Raw genomic sequence first — 17,523 nt, 5'->3', positions numbered from 1 at the left:
CTAGACGGGAGGATTTTTTTAAGGAATCATCCAACTGAATACGTGATGCTGCAAAAAGGTGATGATACAAACGAGCAGCAGCAAAAACAGACTGTGTTTAATGGTAAAGCGGAAAAGATCTGACTCCTTTCCGGCGAGTCCTACCGCGGCGCACGCCACCGCTATCGACTGCGGTGAAATCATTTTTCCTGTGACACCGCCTGAAGAGTTGGCGGCCACAGACAGAACGGGGTCCATGCCGACTGATAATGCGGTGACTTTCTGCAGGTTGCCGAACAGCAGGTTGGCGGAAGTATCCGAGCCGGTAATGAAGACGCCGAGCCAGCCGAGGACGGGCGAAAAGAAGGTAAACATCGAACCTGTCAGCGCGAGTGTCATCCCGAGTGTCGTGCTCATTCCCGAGGAGTTGGTGACATAGGCAAAACCAACGACAGAAGCGATGGTCAAAATCGGAAGCTTCAATTCCTGGACTGTTTCTTTAAAAACGGTTCCCCAGTCTTTCCACGAAATCGCCGTGATGAACTTTGACAGCACTGCGGCAATCAATATCGCGGTGCCGGCTGAACCAAGCACCTCAAGCTTGTAAACCGCCTCAATCGGCGTACCGTCAGCATTGACAATCTGATTGTTCAAAAAAGGCACACCGGGGGCAAAAGTCAGTTTTTCTCCAACAGCATTCAGCCACTTCAAGAACACCGCAGAGCCTTCATAATGCCCGGTCAGTGCAGATTTGACAGATGGAATGCCCCATACGGAAATCATCGCCGTCAGCAGCAGAAATGGCGACCAAGCCTTAAAAATCTGTCCGCCGCTGTACGCAGGCGCCGCCGGATTTGTGCGCGCCGTTTCAATTGAGGCGGCCGACTCTTGTTCACCGGCAAACCGGAATGTTGTTTTCGGCTTCCACCATTTCAAAAACACAGCAAGCGCAGCCATTGAAACAAGAGCTGACAAAACATCGGGCAGCTCAGGCCCTAAAAAATTGGAACTGAGATATTGAACAACAGCAAAGGAAACACCGGATACGAGAATCGCCGGCCAGATCTCCAAGGCTTTCCTGAACCCGCTCATGATGATGATTAAATAAAGAGGGATAAATACGGATAAAAACGGCAGCTGCCGCCCAACCATTTGTGAAATCTCCATCGCCGGAATCCCTGTCGGCCCTTCTACGGCTGTAATTGGAATCCCAATTGCCCCAAAGGCAACCGGCGCCGTATTGGCGATCAAACAGATCCCCGCAGCATAAAGAGGATTAAAGCCGAGACCGACCAGCAGCGCGGCAGAAATGGCGACCGGCGCTCCGAAGCCTGCTGCCCCTTCTAAAAAAGCCCCGAATGAAAAAGCGATCAAGAGAGCTTGAAGCCGTCGGTCATCAGTAATCGAGAGAACAGAGCTGCGAATGATATCAAACTGTCCCGTTTTCACAGTGATTTTATACAAAAAAACAGACGTCACAATGATCCAGCCGATCGGCAACAATCCGTATACGGCTCCTTGTGTCGCGGACATCAGCGCTTTTTCCGCCGGCATACGATAAACCAATACAGCAATAATAAGGGCGATCCCCAATGTGGCCAAGCCTGCTGTATACCCCTTCATCCGTTTAATCGCGAGTGCCCAAAAAAAGAAAATAATCGGTACAAGTGCGGCAATCGCTGATAATAGCAAATTTCCCCCTATAGGCGTATATGCCTGTGTCCATTGCATCCCAAACCCCTCCTTGAAACATAAACTGGCGCCATATGTAAGCGGTTTCTATAGATGATATGATCATCTGATGACTGGGTAATAAGACCAGTTACCTAGCATTATATTTTGAAAAAAATCAAAGTACAAGACTTTTTGACAAAATAGTCAAAATCTTTTGGCGGCCCACAAAACAGAGTATAATAGATCGTAAACAGCCAGACCTACAAGTTACGGGGTGAATTGCATTGAAATACAAACAGATTAAAACAAAAAAAATATATGAAGAAGTAGCAGATGCCCTATTAGATATGATCAAAAACGGCGAATTGAAGCCGGGGGATAAACTGGACTCTGTTCAGGCGCTTGCTGAGAGCTTTCAAGTCAGCCGTTCAGCGGTTCGCGAAGCACTTTCTGCGCTAAAAGCGATGGGGCTTGTCGAAATGAAACAGGGAGAAGGCACGTATCTGAAGGAATTTGAGCTCAATCAAATTTCTCAGCCGCTCTCAGCCGCCCTTCTGATGAAAAAAGAGGACGTCAAGCAGCTGCTCGAGGTCAGAAAACTGCTTGAAATCGGAGTGGCTTCACTAGCGGCTGAAAAAAGGACAGAAGCAGATCTCGAAAGAATTCAGGATGCACTAAAGGAAATGGGCAGCATTGAAGCGGACGGGGAGCTGGGAGAGAAAGCAGACTTCGCATTTCATCTTGCGCTTGCGGACGCTTCTCAAAATGAACTTCTTAAACACTTGATGAATCACGTGTCATCATTGCTGCTGGAAACAATGAGGGAAACGAGGAAAATCTGGCTGTTTTCCAAGAAGACCTCCGTTCAGCGGCTGTATGAGGAGCACGAACGGATTTACAATGCTGTGGCTGCCGGGAACGGTGTACAGGCGGAAGCCGCCATGCTGGCGCATTTGACGAATGTGGAAGATGTGCTTTCGGGATATTTCGAGGAAAATGTGCAATAACCAACTCATTTCCCGGGCAATTCCGCCGGTTCCGAATGATACGAACAACTGAGACTGAGCCGCAAATGGTTCAGTCTTTTTACATGGAAGCCAGAGGGCTTTGTGCACTTGACATTTGTGAAAAATAAAGTAAAATATTTTACTAAAACAATCCGAGCTGAATAATGGAGGCAGATACAATGGCGACAATTAAAGATATCGCGCAGGAAGCGGGATTTTCAATCTCAACCGTTTCCCGCGTTTTAAATAACGATGAAAGCCTTTCTGTTCCTGATGAGACACGGGAGAAAATCTATGAAGCGGCGGAAAAGCTCAATTACCGAAAAAAAACAGTAAGGCCGCTGGTGAAACATATTGCGTTTTTATATTGGCTGACAGATAAAGAAGAATTAGAAGATGTCTATTTTAAAACGATGAGATTAGAAGTAGAGAAACTGGCGAAAGCATTCAATGTCGATATGACCACTTATAAAATAGCGGATGGAATCGAGAGCATTCCTGAACATACGGAAGGGTTTATTGCCGTTGGCACATTTTCAGATGAAGAGCTGGCTTTCCTCAGAAATCTCACTGAAAATGGCGTGTTCATCGATTCAACTCCTGATCCCGATCATTTTGACTCGGTAAGGCCCGATTTGGCACAAATGACAAAGAAGACGGTAAACATCCTGACTGAGAAGGGGCATAAGAGCATCGGTTTTATCGGCGGCACATACAAAAATCCGAATACCAATCAGGATGAAATGGACATCCGTGAACAAACCTTCAGATCCTATATGAGGGAAAAAGCCATGCTGGACGAGCGCTATATTTTCTGTCATCGCGGATTCTCTGTAGAAAACGGCTACCGCCTGATGTCAGCAGCGATCGACACATTAGGCGATCAGCTTCCGACTGCTTTTATGATTGCAGCGGACCCGATTGCAGTGGGCTGCCTGCAAGCCCTGAACGAAAAAGGAATTGCCATACCAAACAGGGTAAGCATTGTGAGTATCAACAACATCAGCTTCGCGAAGTATGTCTCGCCTCCTCTGACGACGTTTCATATTGATATACATGAATTATGTAAAAATGCTGTTCAATTACTGCTTGAACAAGTGCAGGACAAGAGAAGAACGGTAAAAACATTATATGTGGGCGCAGAATTAATCGTCAGGAAGAGTATGAATGAAGGATGACTTAGGACACTAAGTCATTTTTTATTTGAGTAAAAAAATTTACTATAGGAGGTAAATAGTTTGTTTACACATTTTCTTAGGCGTGCTATATTATCTTTAAAGCGCTTTCATTCCTACCGAAAGGGTGACAATCAATGAAAATGGCAAAAAAGTGTTCAGTATTCATGCTCTGCGCAGCTGTCAGTTTATCCTTGGCGGCTTGCGGCCCAAAGGAAAGCAGCAGCGCCAAATCGAGTTCAAAAGGGTCAGAGCTTGTTGTATGGGAGGATAAAGAAAAGAGCATCGGCATTAAAGACGCCGTTGCTGCGTTTGAAAAAGAGCATGATGTGAAGGTCAAAGTCGTTGAAAAACCGTATGCCAAGCAGATTGAAGATTTGCGAATGGACGGACCGGCCGGCACAGGCCCTGACGTGTTAACAATGCCAGGGGACCAAATCGGAACCGCTGTCACGGAAGGATTACTCAAGGAATTACATGTCAAAAAAGACGTTCAATCACTTTATACTGACGCTTCCATTCAGTCTCAAATGGTAGATCAAAAGCTTTATGGACTGCCAAAAGCGGTCGAAACGACTGTCCTTTTTTACAACAAAGATCTCATCTCCGGAAAGGGATTGCCCAAAACGCTGGAAGAGTGGTACGACTATTCCAAAAAGACTGCTAATGGCAGCAAATTTGGCTTTTTAGCCCTATTCGATCAAATTTATTATGCAGAAAGTGTGATGAGCGGATATGGCGGATACATTTTTGGAAAGGCCAAAGATGGGAGCTATAACCCGTCAGACATTGGAATTAATAATGAAGGAGCTGTCAAAGGTGCGGCGCTGATTCAGAAGTTTTACAAAGATGGCCTGTTCCCGGCTGGCATTATTGGAGAACAAGGGATTAACGTATTGGAATCGCTGTTCACAGAAGGAAAAGCCGCCGCAATTATTTCTGGTCCATGGAATGTAGAAGCCTTTTCGAAAGCAGGAATCAATTATGGCATTACGAAACTGCCGAAGCTGGAAAATGGGAAAAACATGAGCTCCTTTATCGGCGTCAAAAGCTACAACGTCAGTGCATTTTCAAAGAATGAAGAGCTGGCGCAAGAATTAGCCGTTTTCCTGGCAAATGAAAAAAATTCCAAAACACGATATGAAGAAACGAAAGAAGTTCCTGCTGTGAAATCCCTAGCCAATGACCCGGCTATTATGAAAAGCGAGGCGGCACGGGCTGTTACTGAACAATCCCGTTTCTCAGAGCCAACACCAAATATTCCGGAAATGAATGAAATATGGACGCCGGCTGATTCAGCATTACAGACGGTTGCAACAGGGAAGGCAGATCCGAAACAAGCATTGGATCAAGCAGCTGAAACGGCCAAAGGACAAATTAAGGCAAAGCACAGCGGAAAATAAAGAGAAAGCTAGATTTGTATTGTAAGAGAGGTGAAAACGGTGCAGCATCGTCAAGTCGCTTTGTTGCTTTCTATCATTCCGGGACTCGGGCAATTTTATAACAAGCAATGGATAAAAGGTATTGTCTTTCTTTTCTTAGGCGCATCGTTTTTTGCGGTCTTTGGAGATCTGCTCAATATGGGGTTTTGGGGAATCTTTACACTGGGAACAGAAGTGCCGCGGGATAATTCCGTTTTTCTGCTGGCGGAAGGGATTATTGCTGTCATCGTGACCTGCTTTGGCCTTGCGGTGTATTATGTAAATCTTCGCGATGCGTTCCAAAGCGGAAAACAGCGTGATGAAAATAAGCCATTAAGTTCCTTAAAGGAACAATACCAGCATATCATTTCTGAGGGCTATCCTTATGTCGTCAGCGGCCCATCTTTGTTTATTTTAATTTTCGCCGTGATCTTTCCTATCTTATTCAGCTTTGCATTAGCGTTTACAAACTATGATTTGTATCATTCTCCTCCTGCAAAATTAATTGATTGGGTCGGTTTTCAAACGTTCGCAAATATTTTCACAGTTGATATTTGGAGGTCGACTTTTTTTGATGTACTGGCTTGGACGGTGGTTTGGACACTTGCTGCATCCACACTGCAAGTCACCTTGGGGATTTTTCTCGCGATCATTGTTAACCAGAAAGACCTTCGGTTTAAACGTTTTTTTCGGACGATTCTGATTTTGCCATGGGCCGTTCCCGGTTTTGTGACGATTTTAATTTTTGCGGGACTGTTTAATGATAGCTTCGGTGCGATGAATCACGACATCTTGGCTTTCTTCGGGATAGATCCGCTTCCGTGGATGACAGATGCCAATTGGTCGAGGCTTGCATTGATTCTCATGCAGGGCTGGCTCGGATTTCCGTACATCTTTCTCGTCTCAACAGGCGTATTGCAATCCATCCCGGACGATCTGTATGAAGCAGCTACGATTGATGGCGCTTCTGTCTTTTCAAAGCTGAGATACATCACGCTTCCGATGGTGTTCATTGCAATGGCTCCGATTATCATTACCCAGTTTACGTTTAATTTTAATAACTTTAATATTATCTATCTATTCAATGGCGGAGGTCCGGCTGTAACCGGATCAACAGCCGGCGGGACAGATATCCTCGTTTCATGGATTTATAAATTGACAATGCAGTCAAGCCAATATTCACTTGCTGCGGCTTTAACCATTTTATTATCTGTATTTGTTATCTCCATCGCATTGTGGCAGTTCAGACAGACAAAGTCTTTTAAAGAGGAGGCATAAGGCATGCTGGCAGATATGAAGGTCAGAAAATATATCCGTCTCCTTTTCTCTTACTTGTTGCTAGCCTTTATGGCGGTCATCATTGTTTATCCTCTCCTTTGGACGGCAGGCGCAAGCTTTAATCCCGGCAACAGCTTAATCAGTACATCCATCATTCCGAAGCATCCGACATTCGACCATTACAAGGAATTATTTGCGGGCAAAGAAAGCCTTCAATATGTGCAGTGGTATGTCAACTCAATGAAGATCAGCCTGTTTACAATGGCAGGGTCTTTGCTCTGTGTGACGTTTACGGCCTATGCGTTTTCGCGCTTTCGCTTCAAAGGCAGGAAATACGCTTTAACGCTCTTTTTATTGCTGCAGATGATTCCTCAGTTTTCAGCTTTAATTGCCTTGTTTGTGCTGGCGCAAATCTTGGGAATGATCAATAGCCACTGGCTGCTAATCTTGCTTTATATCGGCGGCCTGATCCCGATGAATACGTATTTGATGAAAGGGTACATGGATTCCATTCCGATGGATTTAGACGAAAGCGCCAAGATTGACGGAGCCAGCAGCACCAGAATCTTCTTCCAGATCATTCTGCCATTATCAAAACCGATGGCGGCAGTCGTGGCCATGAACGGCTTTACCGGTCCGCTCGGAGATTTTGTGCTGTCCTCAACCATATTGAGAACGCCTGAATCATATACATTGCCCGTCGGTCTATTCAATTTAGTGAATGATGTCATGGGGGCCAGCTATACGACATTTGCGGCCGGAGCCCTGCTTATCAGCATACCGGTTGCCGTTATCTTTATCATGCTGCAAAAGAATTTTGTATCCGGATTAACCGCAGGCGGAACGAAGGGCTAAGAGAACAAGGAGGAGAATGTGATGTCAAAGCTTGAAAAAACGCACGTAACAGAAGCGAAATTTATGCTCCATGGGGGAGACTACAACCCCGATCAGTGGCTGGATCGGCCCGATATTTTAGCTGACGATATCAAACTGATGAAGCTTTCTCATACGAATACGTTTTCTGTCGGCATTTTTGCATGGAGCGCACTTGAGCCGGAGGAGGGCGTATATCAATTTGAATGGCTGGATGATATTTTTGAGCGGATTCACAGTATAGGCGGCCGGGTCATATTAGCAACGCCGAGCGGAGCCCGTCCGGCCTGGCTGTCGCAAACCTATCCGGAAGTTTTGCGCGTCAATGCTTCCCGCGTCAAACAGCTGCACGGCGGAAGGCACAACCACTGCCTCACATCTAAAGTCTACCGAGAAAAAACACGGCACATCAACCGCTTATTAGCAGAACGATACGGACATCACCCGGCGCTGTTAATGTGGCACATTTCAAACGAATACGGGGGAGATTGCCACTGTGATCTATGCCAGCATGCTTTCCGAGAGTGGCTGAAATCGAAATATGACAACAGCCTCAAGGCATTGAACCATGCGTGGTGGACTCCTTTTTGGAGCCATACGTTCAATGACTGGTCACAAATTGAAAGCCCTTCGCCGATCGGTGAAAATGGCTTGCATGGCCTGAATTTAGATTGGCGCCGGTTCGTCACCGATCAAACGATTTCGTTTTATAAAAATGAAATCATTCCGCTGAACGAATTGACGCCTGATATCCCTATCACAACGAATTTTATGGCTGACACACCGGATTTGATCCCGTATCAGGGCCTCGACTACAGCAAATTTGCAAAGCATGTCGATGTCATCAGCTGGGACGCTTATCCTGTCTGGCACAATGACTGGGAAAGCACAGCTGATTTGGCGATGAAGGTCGGCTTTATCAATGATCTGTACCGAAGCTTGAAGCAGCAGCCCTTCTTATTAATGGAGTGTACGCCAAGCGCGGTCAATTGGCATAACGTCAACAAGGCAAAGCGCCCGGGCATGAATCTGCTGTCATCCATGCAAATGATTGCCCACGGCTCGGACAGCGTTCTCTATTTTCAATACCGCAAATCACGGGGGTCATCAGAAAAATTACACGGAGCGGTTGTGGATCATGACAATAGCCCGAAGAACCGCGTCTTTCAAGAAGTGGCCAAGGTAGGCGAGACATTGGAACGGCTGTCCGAAGTTGTCGGAACGAAGAGGCCGGCTCAAACCGCGATTTTATATGACTGGGAAAATCATTGGGCGCTCGAGGATGCTCAGGGGTTTGCGAAGGCGACAAAACGTTATCCGCAAACGCTTCAGCAGCATTACCGCACATTCTGGGAACACGATATCCCTGTCGACGTCATCACGAAAGAACAAGACTTTTCACCATATAAACTGCTGATCGTCCCGATGCTGTATTTAATCAGCGAGGACACCATTTCCCGTTTAAAAGCGTTTACGGCTGACGGCGGCACCTTAGTCATGACGTATATCAGCGGGGTTGTGAATGAGCATGACTTAACATACACAGGCGGATGGCATCCGGATCTTCAAGCTATATTTGGAGTTGAGCCTCTTGAAACGGACACCCTGTATCCGAAGGATCGAAACGCTGTCAGCTACCGCAGCCAAATATATAAAATGAAGGATTATGCAACCGTGATTGATGTAAAGACAGCTTCAGTGGAAGCGGTGTATCAAGAAGATTTTTATGCGCGCACGCCAGCGGTCACAAGCCATGAGTATCAGCAGGGCAAGGCGTATTTTATCGGCGCGCGTTTGGAGGATCAATTTCAGCGTGATTTCTATGAGGGTCTGATCACAGACCTGTCTCTTTCTCCAGTTTTTCCGGTTCGGCACGGAAAAGGCGTCTCCGTACAAGCGAGGCAGGATCAGGACAATGATTATATTTTTATCATGAATTTCACGGAAGAAAAACAGCTGGTCACGTTTGATCAGAGTGTGAAGGACATAATGACAGGAGACATATTGTCAGGCGACCTGACGATGGAAAAGTATGAAGTGAGAATTGTCGTAAACACATATTAGGCTGATGCTCCGCTCGATATGGGCGGATTCTTTTTTCTATAGAGTGAAAACGCTTACTAAGTCTTGGGGGGATGAAATCATGAAAAGCAAAGTGAAAATGTTCTTTGCGGCTGCCATCGTGTGGAGTGCATGTAGTTCAACAGGATATGCCGCTGCCATTGAGAAGGAGAAGCACGTGTCAGAGCTTCGGGCAGAGGATCTTTTTGTTAAAAAAGTAGAGGGGATGAACAAGGACTTTATCAAAGGGGCAGATGTATCCAGCGTTATTGCTTTGGAAAACAGCGGTGTCACCTTTTACAATACAAGCGGAAAACGCCAGGATATCTTTACAACTTTAAAACAGGCTGGGGTCAACTATGTTCGCGTCCGCATCTGGAATCACCCGTATGATTCAAATGGCAACGGGTATGGCGGGGGAAACAATGATGTTCAAAAAGCCATCGAAATCGGAAAAAGAGCGACAGCGAACGGAATGAAGGTGCTGGCCGACTTTCACTACTCTGATTTCTGGGCCGATCCAGCGAAACAAAAGGTGCCCAAAGCCTGGGCGAATCTCAGCTTTGAAGCAAAAAAAGCAAAGCTCTATGAGTATACGAAACAAAGCCTGCAAAAGATGATCAAGGAAGGCGTTGACATCGGCATGGTTCAGGTCGGAAATGAAACAACAGGAGGATTTGCCGGTGAGACTGATTGGACGAAGATGTGCCAATTATTTAATGAAGGAAGCCGAGCGGTCAGGGAGACAAATTCAAATATTTTGGTCGCCCTGCATTTTACCAATCCTGAAACGGCTGGAAGGTATTCATTTATTGCGGAAACACTCAGCAAAAACAAAGTGGATTATGATGTGTTTGCGAGCTCCTATTATCCTTTCTGGCATGGCACATTACAAAATTTGACCTCCGTGCTGAAGGCTGTTGCCAATACGTACGGCAAAAAAGTCATGGTGGCGGAGACATCGTACACCTATACCGCTGAGGATGGCGATGGGCATGGAAATACAGCACCAAAAAGCGGGCAGACGCTGCCATATCCAATTTCTGTTCAAGGCCAGGCAACTGCAGTAAGAGATGTAATGGAGGCAGTGGCGAATACGGGCAAAGCAGGACTTGGTGTTTTCTACTGGGAGCCGGCGTGGATTCCAGTCGGGCCGAAGACACAGATAGAGAAAAACAAAGTGTTATGGGAAACATACGGGTCAGGGTGGGCGTCCAGCTATGCTGCTGAATACGACCCTGAAGACGCCGGGAAGTGGTATGGGGGAAGTGCTGTAGATAATCAAGCTTTATTTGATTTTAATGGACACCCGCTGCCTTCCTTGCAGGTGTTTCAATATGCGGAGTCAGGACATATTCCAAAGAAACGCTGAAACAAAAAAATCCATGAGATGTAACAAATCATTGTTATGTCTCATGGATCATTTTATTTTACATCAACTAATATAAAACATTCGTCATCACTCTTATGATGAGCTTCCTTTTGATGCTGCAGTGATGTAAGGATTTTCTCCTTCAGGTCAGCGATTGGCGAATCAGGATGATCCTTTAGTAAATCAAATAAATAACATGAAGCCGTAGGATCCATCACGCCATCCGTATACAGAAGCAATCTTCCATCCTCCGTGTATGAAAGGCTGCTTGACTGAAACTCTAAGTCTTCAAACATCCCGATCGGAGGTGAAGTCGCGTGAAGCAGATGTTGAGTTCCGCTATCGTCCTGCCAAAGTGCCGGCGGATGCCCTGCGTTGACATAATCAATTCTTTGCCGTGCTATATCAATCTCGAGATAAATAGCAGTGCAATAATGTCTTGCTTCCTCATCATTTTGAAACAAGCTGTGAAGGTGCCGGTCCAATTCCTTCATAACTTTAACGGGGCTGAGACCTTGCGTGATCTGGCGCTGGAACAAAGGATGAAGAGACATCGTAATCAATGCAGATGAAATTCCGTGCCCCATCACATCAAGGATAATAATGCCGTAACGGTGTTCATCGATTTGATAATATCCGTAAAGATCACCTGACAATTCACTCGATGCGTTGTAATAAGAGTCAATCTGAACCTGATCGTTTACAATCGGTTCAGTCAACGAGTTTTTCTGGATCTTTCTGGCGAGTTCAAGCTCTCTTTTGGTGTTTAATTTAAATTGTTGATTTTGTTTATTGATCTCAAGAAGTTCTTCTTGTTTTGCTTTCAGCGTTTCCAAGGCAATTTCTAACTCCGCATTGGCTTTCTGTTTGGCAAGCAAAGCTTCCTGAGCCTCATTTCTGGCTATCAGCAGCTCATTTTCATATTCATTTCGCTTTCGCATTGGAATCAGAACACAATCAAAGACAGAAGCAGCCTCGCTATCGTGTCTCGCAATAGCATTGATAAGGACGGGAATTTCTTCTCCATCTCTTGCTTTCAAGGAAATGTATATTTCTTCGATGTGATGCTCCAATTTCAAAAGCGGAAAAAAATAAAGCTGGCAGAAAAGCTGTGCGGGAATGGTCAACATCATATTCATGTGCTGGCCGATAACCTGCTCCGGTTCATAATCCAGAATCTTGATAAGGGTGCGGTTGGCAGCTATGATCGACCCCTCTTCTGACAAAGCGAGGAAACCGCATGGTGCATCATTCAATTGTTTGTCCATCTAAGAGGGTCACCTCTATCCCTTTCGTTCCTATATCACACGTGTGCTTTTAAATAATCGCCGATCAGCTGTATCGTCTCATCTGGATGGCTCATATGAGGGCAATGTCCGCGAGCCTCCATTTGTTTCAGACTGCTATAAGGCAGATGCTGATGCATATACTTACCTACTGTTGCAGGTGCGATGATATCATCTGCACATTGGAGAATAAGAGAGGGAACCGTTACCTTCGAAAGATCCTCTCGGTGATCAGAAAAAAACGCCGCTTTCGCGAATTGGCGGGCAATGACAGGATCAGTAGAACAAAAACGGCTTTCAAGCTCTTCCTTAATTTCAGGCCGATCTGGCTGATTCAGAACGGTTGCCGCAAATACAGTTGCCCAGCCGATATAATTTTTCTCCATCATCTCCAGCAAGCCAAGGAGCTGCTCCTCTTCAAATCCTCCGTAATACTCAGGCGGATCATTCAAATAGCAAGGAGAAGGCCCCACCATCACCAGATGGGAAAAAAGCTCCGGGCGGCGGATGGATGCAAGCATCCCAATCAAGGCCCCGACGGAGTGCCCCACAAACACGGTTTCCTTCAGATCTAAAGCTTCACAAACATCAAGAACATCCTGGGCATAGCCGTCAAGTGTCTGGTAACGATTCATGTCATATGCGCGCAAATCTGAATGTCCCGAACCGACGTAATCAAATAAAATCACCCGATGATCTTCTTCAAAGGCAGGTGCCACGGCATTCCACACACTTTGATCGCATCCAAAACCAGGTGCGAACATGACAGGTGCTTTGCCGCTGCCTTTCACCTTCACATGATTTCTAGACAAAATCGCTTCGTTCATGATTGGCTCCTTTCAGCCGGAAAGTAATATAAAGTTCAATATGTCTATCATAACACTCGGATGGTTTGAAGAGTGTATCTTTCTATGAATGTCACAGCAGTTTAAAAGAAGGAGGACATGGGAGATAGAAAAGATGGATGAATTGGAAGATGCAGGAGGAGGATTACCTAGACACCGGGGTGAGAAAGAAAATGACATTTGTCACTTCATCATCATGACACCCCATACTAACATCGTCTTCTCCGTCATTTTACAATCAATGTAAACGATCAGGAGGTGCTCATGTGATGAAAGAAGCAATAACAGTAAGCAACGTGACAAAACATTTCCATCGAAAAACCGCTGTAAACCACATCAGCTTCAGTATTGAAAAAGGAGAAATTGCAGCCATTCTCGGGCCAAATGGGGCAGGGAAGACGACCGTCATCTCTATGATATTAGGATTGCTGAAACCGAATGAGGGAGAAATCAAACTATTTAACCGGGTTCCCGATGATCAACAGGTTCGTGAAAAAATAGGTGTAATGCTTCAGGAAGTAAGTGTCATGCCGGGCCTTAAGGTGGATGAAATCCTTGAACTCTTCCGGAGCTATTATCCGAATCCATTGTCCATGAAAGAACTCGTTTCGTTAACAGCACTCACCAAAGAAGATTTGAAAACAAGAGCAGAAAAATTATCCGGCGGACAAAAACGCCGTTTGAGCTTTGCTTTGGCTCTTGCCGGGAACCCGGAGCTGCTTATACTTGATGAACCGACAGTCGGCATGGATACTTCATCAAGACATCGATTCTGGCAGACCATTCACGGACTGTCGGACCAAGGAAAAACAATTATTTTTTCAACTCATTATTTACAAGAAGCAGACGATGCCGCACAGCGAATCCTATTTTTTACTGAAGGACGGCTTGTTGCAGACGACTCACCAATGCAAATCCGCTCAAGAATTCAAAAACAGTCTGTTTCCTTTACGCTTCATTCAAGTGAATCATTGGAAAGGCTGTCTTGTCACCCGGAAGTCGAGAGAGTGATCCATGAGCATGAGAGAACCATCATCCAGACATCAAATACAGATAAAGTGTTGGCGCTGATCTTTCAAGAAAACATCCCAGCACGAGATATTCGAATTGAGCAAGCGACGCTCGATGAGGCATTTCGCCAGCTGGCTGACGGCAACAGGGAGGCGATGTGAGTGAACATGCTGCAAAAGCAAAGCATCGCTGAAATGAAAAGGGTGATTAGGAACAAGTACTTTGTGCTTTGGTCTCTGATCATGCCGATTGCCTTTTATTATTTCTTTACAAATGTAGTGAATACCAACGTCCCTGATCAACGTGCATGGGAAGCCCATTACCTGATGTCGATGACAGTCTTCAGCGTGATGGGTTCCTCTATCATGACGCTTGGCATCCGAATGGTACAAGAGCGGTCACAAGGCTGGACCGCCTTTATCCGCCTTACGCCTCTTCCGGATCATATCTATTTATCAGCTCAGATGATCGGCCAAAGTGTCATTCACGTTTTATCGATTACCGTCATATTTCTGTTCGGCGCAATCATCAATGATATTGCCTTGTCACCGTTTGAATGGATGATGAGCGGACTGTGGATTTTGTTTGGCGCATTGCCTTTTTTAGCATTAGGCACACTAATCGGCCTCATGAGAAAAGTAGAAACAGCGGCCGGAATCAGTAATGTGCTTTATATGCTGCTGGCTTTAGGCGGAGGGATGTGGATGCCGTTTGAGGTCATGCCTGACATGATGCAGAGCATTGGCCAGTGGCTTCCGTCTTATCATTTCGGGAGCGGAGCGTGGGAACTTGTCCGGGGTGGGAGTCCGACTTGGAAAAATATTCTGATATTAATCGCTTATATGATGCTCTTCATGCTACTATCTAAATATATAAGAAGAAAACAAGAAGCGGTGTAATACATGAAAAAGGCAATATCTATTTTCCCGAAGGAATTCGGGTTTTTCCCTTATATCTTTCTGGTGTATACGATTATGCCGTTCCTTTCTTTATTAAAAGAATCAGGTGTCAAACAGGGGATCGGATATGGCATGCTGCTCCTTTTTGTAGCGGCATATCGCCAGTTATTCTGCAGCGTGGGCAAAGCTTCGTTTACATATTGGCTTATCGTGCAAATGGCGGTTATTTTGATATATAGTGTGTTTTACAATATCACCTATATATACTTAGGTTTTTTCCCGGCAAACTTTGTTGGTTATTACAAAGAGAAAACGAATTTTAACCGTGCGTTCTGCGCTTTAATCTTTATACTGCTTTTTCCATGCCTATACCAATTTAGCGCGAATTCGGTCTCGCTTCGGGAGCTTTTTTCTGTTCTCCCGTTTCTCGTCATTATGCTCATTTCTCCATTCGGCATTCGTTCTATGTTTCGGAGGATTGAGCTTGAAAATAAGCTTGCACAAGCCAACGAACAGATAAAAGAACTCTCTAAAAGAGAGGAGCGTGTTCGAATCGCCCGTGATCTTCACGATACTCTTGGCCACACCCTGTCGCTGCTTACATTAAAAAGCCAGCTCATTCAGCGGCTGGCTGCATCTGATCCAGAACGGACCAAGCTTGAGGCAAAAGAAATGGAAAACAGTTCACGCTCCGCACTCAAGCAAGTTCGAGAGCTGGTTTCTGATATGAGAACGGTCACGATAACAGAGGAGCTCGTAAACATTCAGCACATATTAAGAGCGGGGAACATTACCTTTCAATACGAAGGAGCCGATGACTTTTCAGTGATATCTCCCGTCACTCAAAATATTATCAGTATGTGTATGCGAGAAGCCGTGACTAACATTATCAAGCACAGCAAAGCAACCCACTGTGCCATCACCATTTCCCAGTTTGCTGACAAAATGAGGATCGTGATACGGGATGACGGAAAGGGAGCGCCGAAGGAGAAAATGTTTGGGAATGGCCTGCGGGGAATGGAGGAACGGCTCATGCTCATTGAAGGGGGATTAACGGTTTCAGATCAAAACGGAACGGTTGTGGCACTGACGATTCCGCTTATTAAAAAAGCAGAATGATTGGAGGACGAAAAGAATGATTCGTCTGTTTATTGCTGAGGACCAGCGAATGCTTTTAGGCGCTTTGGGATCTTTGCTTGATTTAGAAGAGGATATGACAGTCATCGGACAAGCATTAAACGGGGAAGAGGCGCTACATGCTATTTTGAAGCTGGAGCCGGATGTATGCATTATGGACATTGAAATGCCGGTTCGAAGCGGGCTGAATGTGGCAGAGGAATTAATGAAAAAAGGCTGCGTCAGCAAGGTCATTATTTTAACCACCTTTGCTCGCCCCGGATATTTTGAACGCGCCGTAAAGGCCGGTGCACATGGCTATCTGCTGAAAGACGGCGAAATTGACGATCTGGCCGATGCCATTCGAAAATGTGTAAAGGGAAAACGTGTCTTCAGCCCTGAGCTGACGTTTAATATGATGCGAGACGAAAATCCGCTAACCGTTAGAGAGCAAGAAATTCTGAGGCTTGCGGCTTTAGGCAAGACAACAAAAGACATTACGCTGGAGCTCTATTTATCTCAAGGCACAGTTCGAAACTATATCTCAGAAATCATCCAAAAGCTTCATGCGAAAAATCGGACAGAAGCCGCCAGCATCGCTGAGGAAAAGGGCTGGATTTAACCATATACTGCACTCCTGGGAGATCGGGAGTGTTTTTGATATGCCACAAATGAAAATATCCCTAGAAAACCCTTCCCTTCTATTATCAGAATAGTGTACGATATTCATATAGTTATTTTAACTCAGGTCATCAGATGACCTGATCATATATTGGGGATGAGAGAGGGGTTCATCATGAAAGTCTCACTTTTTGTCACTTGTCTTGTTGATATGTTTCAAACAAATGTCGGAAAAGCAACGGTTGAGCTGCTGGAGCGGCTTGGGTGTGAGGTTGATTTTCCGGAAGGGCAGATTTGCTGCGGGCAGCCGGCTTACAACAGCGGCTATGTAAATGACGCCAAAAAAGCAATGAAACGGATGATCGAAACGTTTCAGGATTCCGAATATGTTGTCAGTCCTTCCGGTTCCTGCACAACGATGTTCCGGGAGTATCCGCACCTGTTTCAGGATGATCCGAAATGGGCCGATAAAGCGCAAAAGCTGGCGGATAAAACGTATGAACTGACAGATTTTATTGTGAACGTACTTGGAGTAGAGGATGTCGGCGCGACCCTTCATACAAAAGCGACCTTACATACGTCGTGCCATATGACAAGGCTGCTGGGTGTTCGGGAGGAGCCGATGAAGCTGTTGAGTCATGTGAAGGGCCTGCAGTTTACAGAGCTTCCGGGCAAACATAACTGCTGCGGATTCGGAGGAACGTTCTCCGTCAAGATGGCGCAGATTTCTGAGCAGATGGTCGATGAAAAAGTCGAATGTGTGGAGGAAACGGGAGCAGAGGTGCTGATCGGTGCTGACTGCGGCTGTTTGATGAATATCGGGGGACGGCTTGGCCGAAAAGATAAGAATGTCAAAGTGATGCACATCGCCGAAGTGCTCAACAGCAGATAAAACTGGATACAGA

The 17,523-nt window shown here is 45.6% G+C and carries 16 protein-coding genes; 13 read left to right on the top strand and 3 right to left on the bottom strand.

Annotation, left to right across the window (positions count from 1 at the left end; genetic code table 11):
• Window positions 1-18: 18 nt before the first annotated feature.
• Window positions 19-1,710 carry an L-lactate permease LutP gene (gene lutP, locus KXZ66_RS18020; protein ID WP_219144673.1) on the bottom strand — a complete coding sequence of 564 codons (1,692 nt, stop codon included), beginning with the start codon at window positions 1,708-1,710 and terminating at the stop codon, window positions 19-21.
• A 227-nt stretch (window positions 1,711-1,937) separates the two neighbouring features.
• Here lutP and lutR point away from each other — a divergent pair, with 227 nt between their 5' ends.
• The 7 genes from lutR (at window position 1,938) to ganB (ending at window position 10,840) form a co-directional block, all read left to right on the top strand.
• Window positions 1,938-2,660 (top strand): L-lactate utilization/bacilysin biosynthesis transcriptional regulator LutR, encoded by a 723-nt coding sequence (gene lutR / locus KXZ66_RS18015; RefSeq protein ID WP_021480640.1) that lies wholly within the window; start codon window positions 1,938-1,940, stop codon window positions 2,658-2,660.
• Window positions 2,661-2,839: 179 nt separating this feature from the next.
• Window positions 2,840-3,838: a galactan degradation operon transcriptional regulator GanR gene (ganR, locus tag KXZ66_RS18010; protein ID WP_021480639.1), complete on the top strand. Its 999-nt coding sequence runs from the start codon at window positions 2,840-2,842 to the stop codon at window positions 3,836-3,838.
• Window positions 3,839-3,972: 134 nt separating this feature from the next.
• Window positions 3,973-5,238, top strand: coding sequence for an arabinogalactan oligomer ABC transporter substrate-binding protein GanS (ganS, locus tag KXZ66_RS18005; protein WP_072173484.1), 1,266 nt, complete (start codon window positions 3,973-3,975; stop codon window positions 5,236-5,238).
• 39 nt (window positions 5,239-5,277) lie between these two features.
• A complete protein-coding gene (ganP, locus tag KXZ66_RS18000; protein ID WP_003243623.1) occupies window positions 5,278-6,534 on the top strand; it encodes a galactooligosaccharide ABC transporter permease GanP in 1,257 nt (418 codons plus the stop codon).
• A gap of 3 nt (window positions 6,535-6,537) precedes the next feature.
• Window positions 6,538-7,389 (top strand): galactooligosaccharide ABC transporter permease GanQ, encoded by an 852-nt coding sequence (gene ganQ / locus KXZ66_RS17995; RefSeq protein WP_014478026.1) that lies wholly within the window; start codon window positions 6,538-6,540, stop codon window positions 7,387-7,389.
• An 18-nt stretch (window positions 7,390-7,407) separates the two neighbouring features.
• Window positions 7,408-9,471 (top strand): beta-galactosidase GanA, encoded by a 2,064-nt coding sequence (gene ganA, locus KXZ66_RS17990; protein ID WP_219144672.1) that lies wholly within the window; start codon window positions 7,408-7,410, stop codon window positions 9,469-9,471.
• 79 nt (window positions 9,472-9,550) lie between these two features.
• Complete coding sequence (gene ganB / locus KXZ66_RS17985; protein WP_021480636.1) at window positions 9,551-10,840, top strand: arabinogalactan endo-beta-1,4-galactanase; 1,290 nt, start codon at window positions 9,551-9,553, stop codon at window positions 10,838-10,840.
• A 53-nt stretch (window positions 10,841-10,893) separates the two neighbouring features.
• Here the strand turns inward: ganB and rsbP are convergent, their stop codons facing one another.
• Together rsbP and rsbQ are read right to left on the bottom strand one after the other, a co-directional pair.
• Window positions 10,894-12,108, bottom strand: coding sequence for a phosphoserine phosphatase RsbP (gene rsbP, locus KXZ66_RS17980; protein ID WP_219144670.1), 1,215 nt, complete (start codon window positions 12,106-12,108; stop codon window positions 10,894-10,896).
• A gap of 35 nt (window positions 12,109-12,143) precedes the next feature.
• A complete protein-coding gene (gene rsbQ, locus KXZ66_RS17975; protein WP_219144668.1) occupies window positions 12,144-12,953 on the bottom strand; it encodes a sigma factor SigB/phosphatase RsbP regulator RsbQ in 810 nt (269 codons plus the stop codon).
• Between the two features lie 133 nt (window positions 12,954-13,086).
• Between rsbQ and KXZ66_RS22675 the strand changes: the two genes are divergently transcribed.
• From KXZ66_RS22675 to lutA, 6 genes are all read left to right on the top strand, one after another.
• Window positions 13,087-13,218: a hypothetical protein gene (locus KXZ66_RS22675; protein WP_021480633.1), complete on the top strand. Its 132-nt coding sequence runs from the start codon at window positions 13,087-13,089 to the stop codon at window positions 13,216-13,218.
• A gap of 19 nt (window positions 13,219-13,237) precedes the next feature.
• On the top strand, window positions 13,238-14,143 hold the full coding sequence (locus KXZ66_RS17970; RefSeq protein ID WP_072175073.1) for an ABC transporter ATP-binding protein: 906 nt from the start codon (window positions 13,238-13,240) through the stop codon (window positions 14,141-14,143).
• Window positions 14,144-14,881, top strand: coding sequence for an ABC transporter permease (locus tag KXZ66_RS17965; RefSeq protein WP_038829404.1), 738 nt, complete (start codon window positions 14,144-14,146; stop codon window positions 14,879-14,881).
• A 3-nt stretch (window positions 14,882-14,884) separates the two neighbouring features.
• Window positions 14,885-16,000 (top strand): two-component system sensor histidine kinase YvfT, encoded by a 1,116-nt coding sequence (gene yvfT, locus KXZ66_RS17960; protein WP_219144666.1) that lies wholly within the window; start codon window positions 14,885-14,887, stop codon window positions 15,998-16,000.
• Window positions 16,001-16,016: 16 nt separating this feature from the next.
• Window positions 16,017-16,619, top strand: a complete 603-nt coding sequence (gene yvfU, locus KXZ66_RS17955) for a two-component system response regulator YvfU (protein WP_049140436.1) — start codon at window positions 16,017-16,019, stop codon at window positions 16,617-16,619.
• A 174-nt stretch (window positions 16,620-16,793) separates the two neighbouring features.
• Window positions 16,794-17,510 carry a lactate utilization iron-sulfur protein LutA gene (gene lutA, locus KXZ66_RS17950; protein WP_024573483.1) on the top strand — a complete coding sequence of 239 codons (717 nt, stop codon included), beginning with the start codon at window positions 16,794-16,796 and terminating at the stop codon, window positions 17,508-17,510.
• Window positions 17,511-17,523: the final 13 nt, after the last annotated feature.

The organism is Bacillus sp. LJBS17, assembly GCF_019334685.1.
In the GTDB taxonomy this organism is placed as follows: domain Bacteria; phylum Bacillota; class Bacilli; order Bacillales; family Bacillaceae; genus Bacillus; species Bacillus subtilis.
The sequence above is the reverse complement of the archived record's forward strand: the minus strand, read 5'-3'. Positions and strand labels throughout refer to the sequence as shown.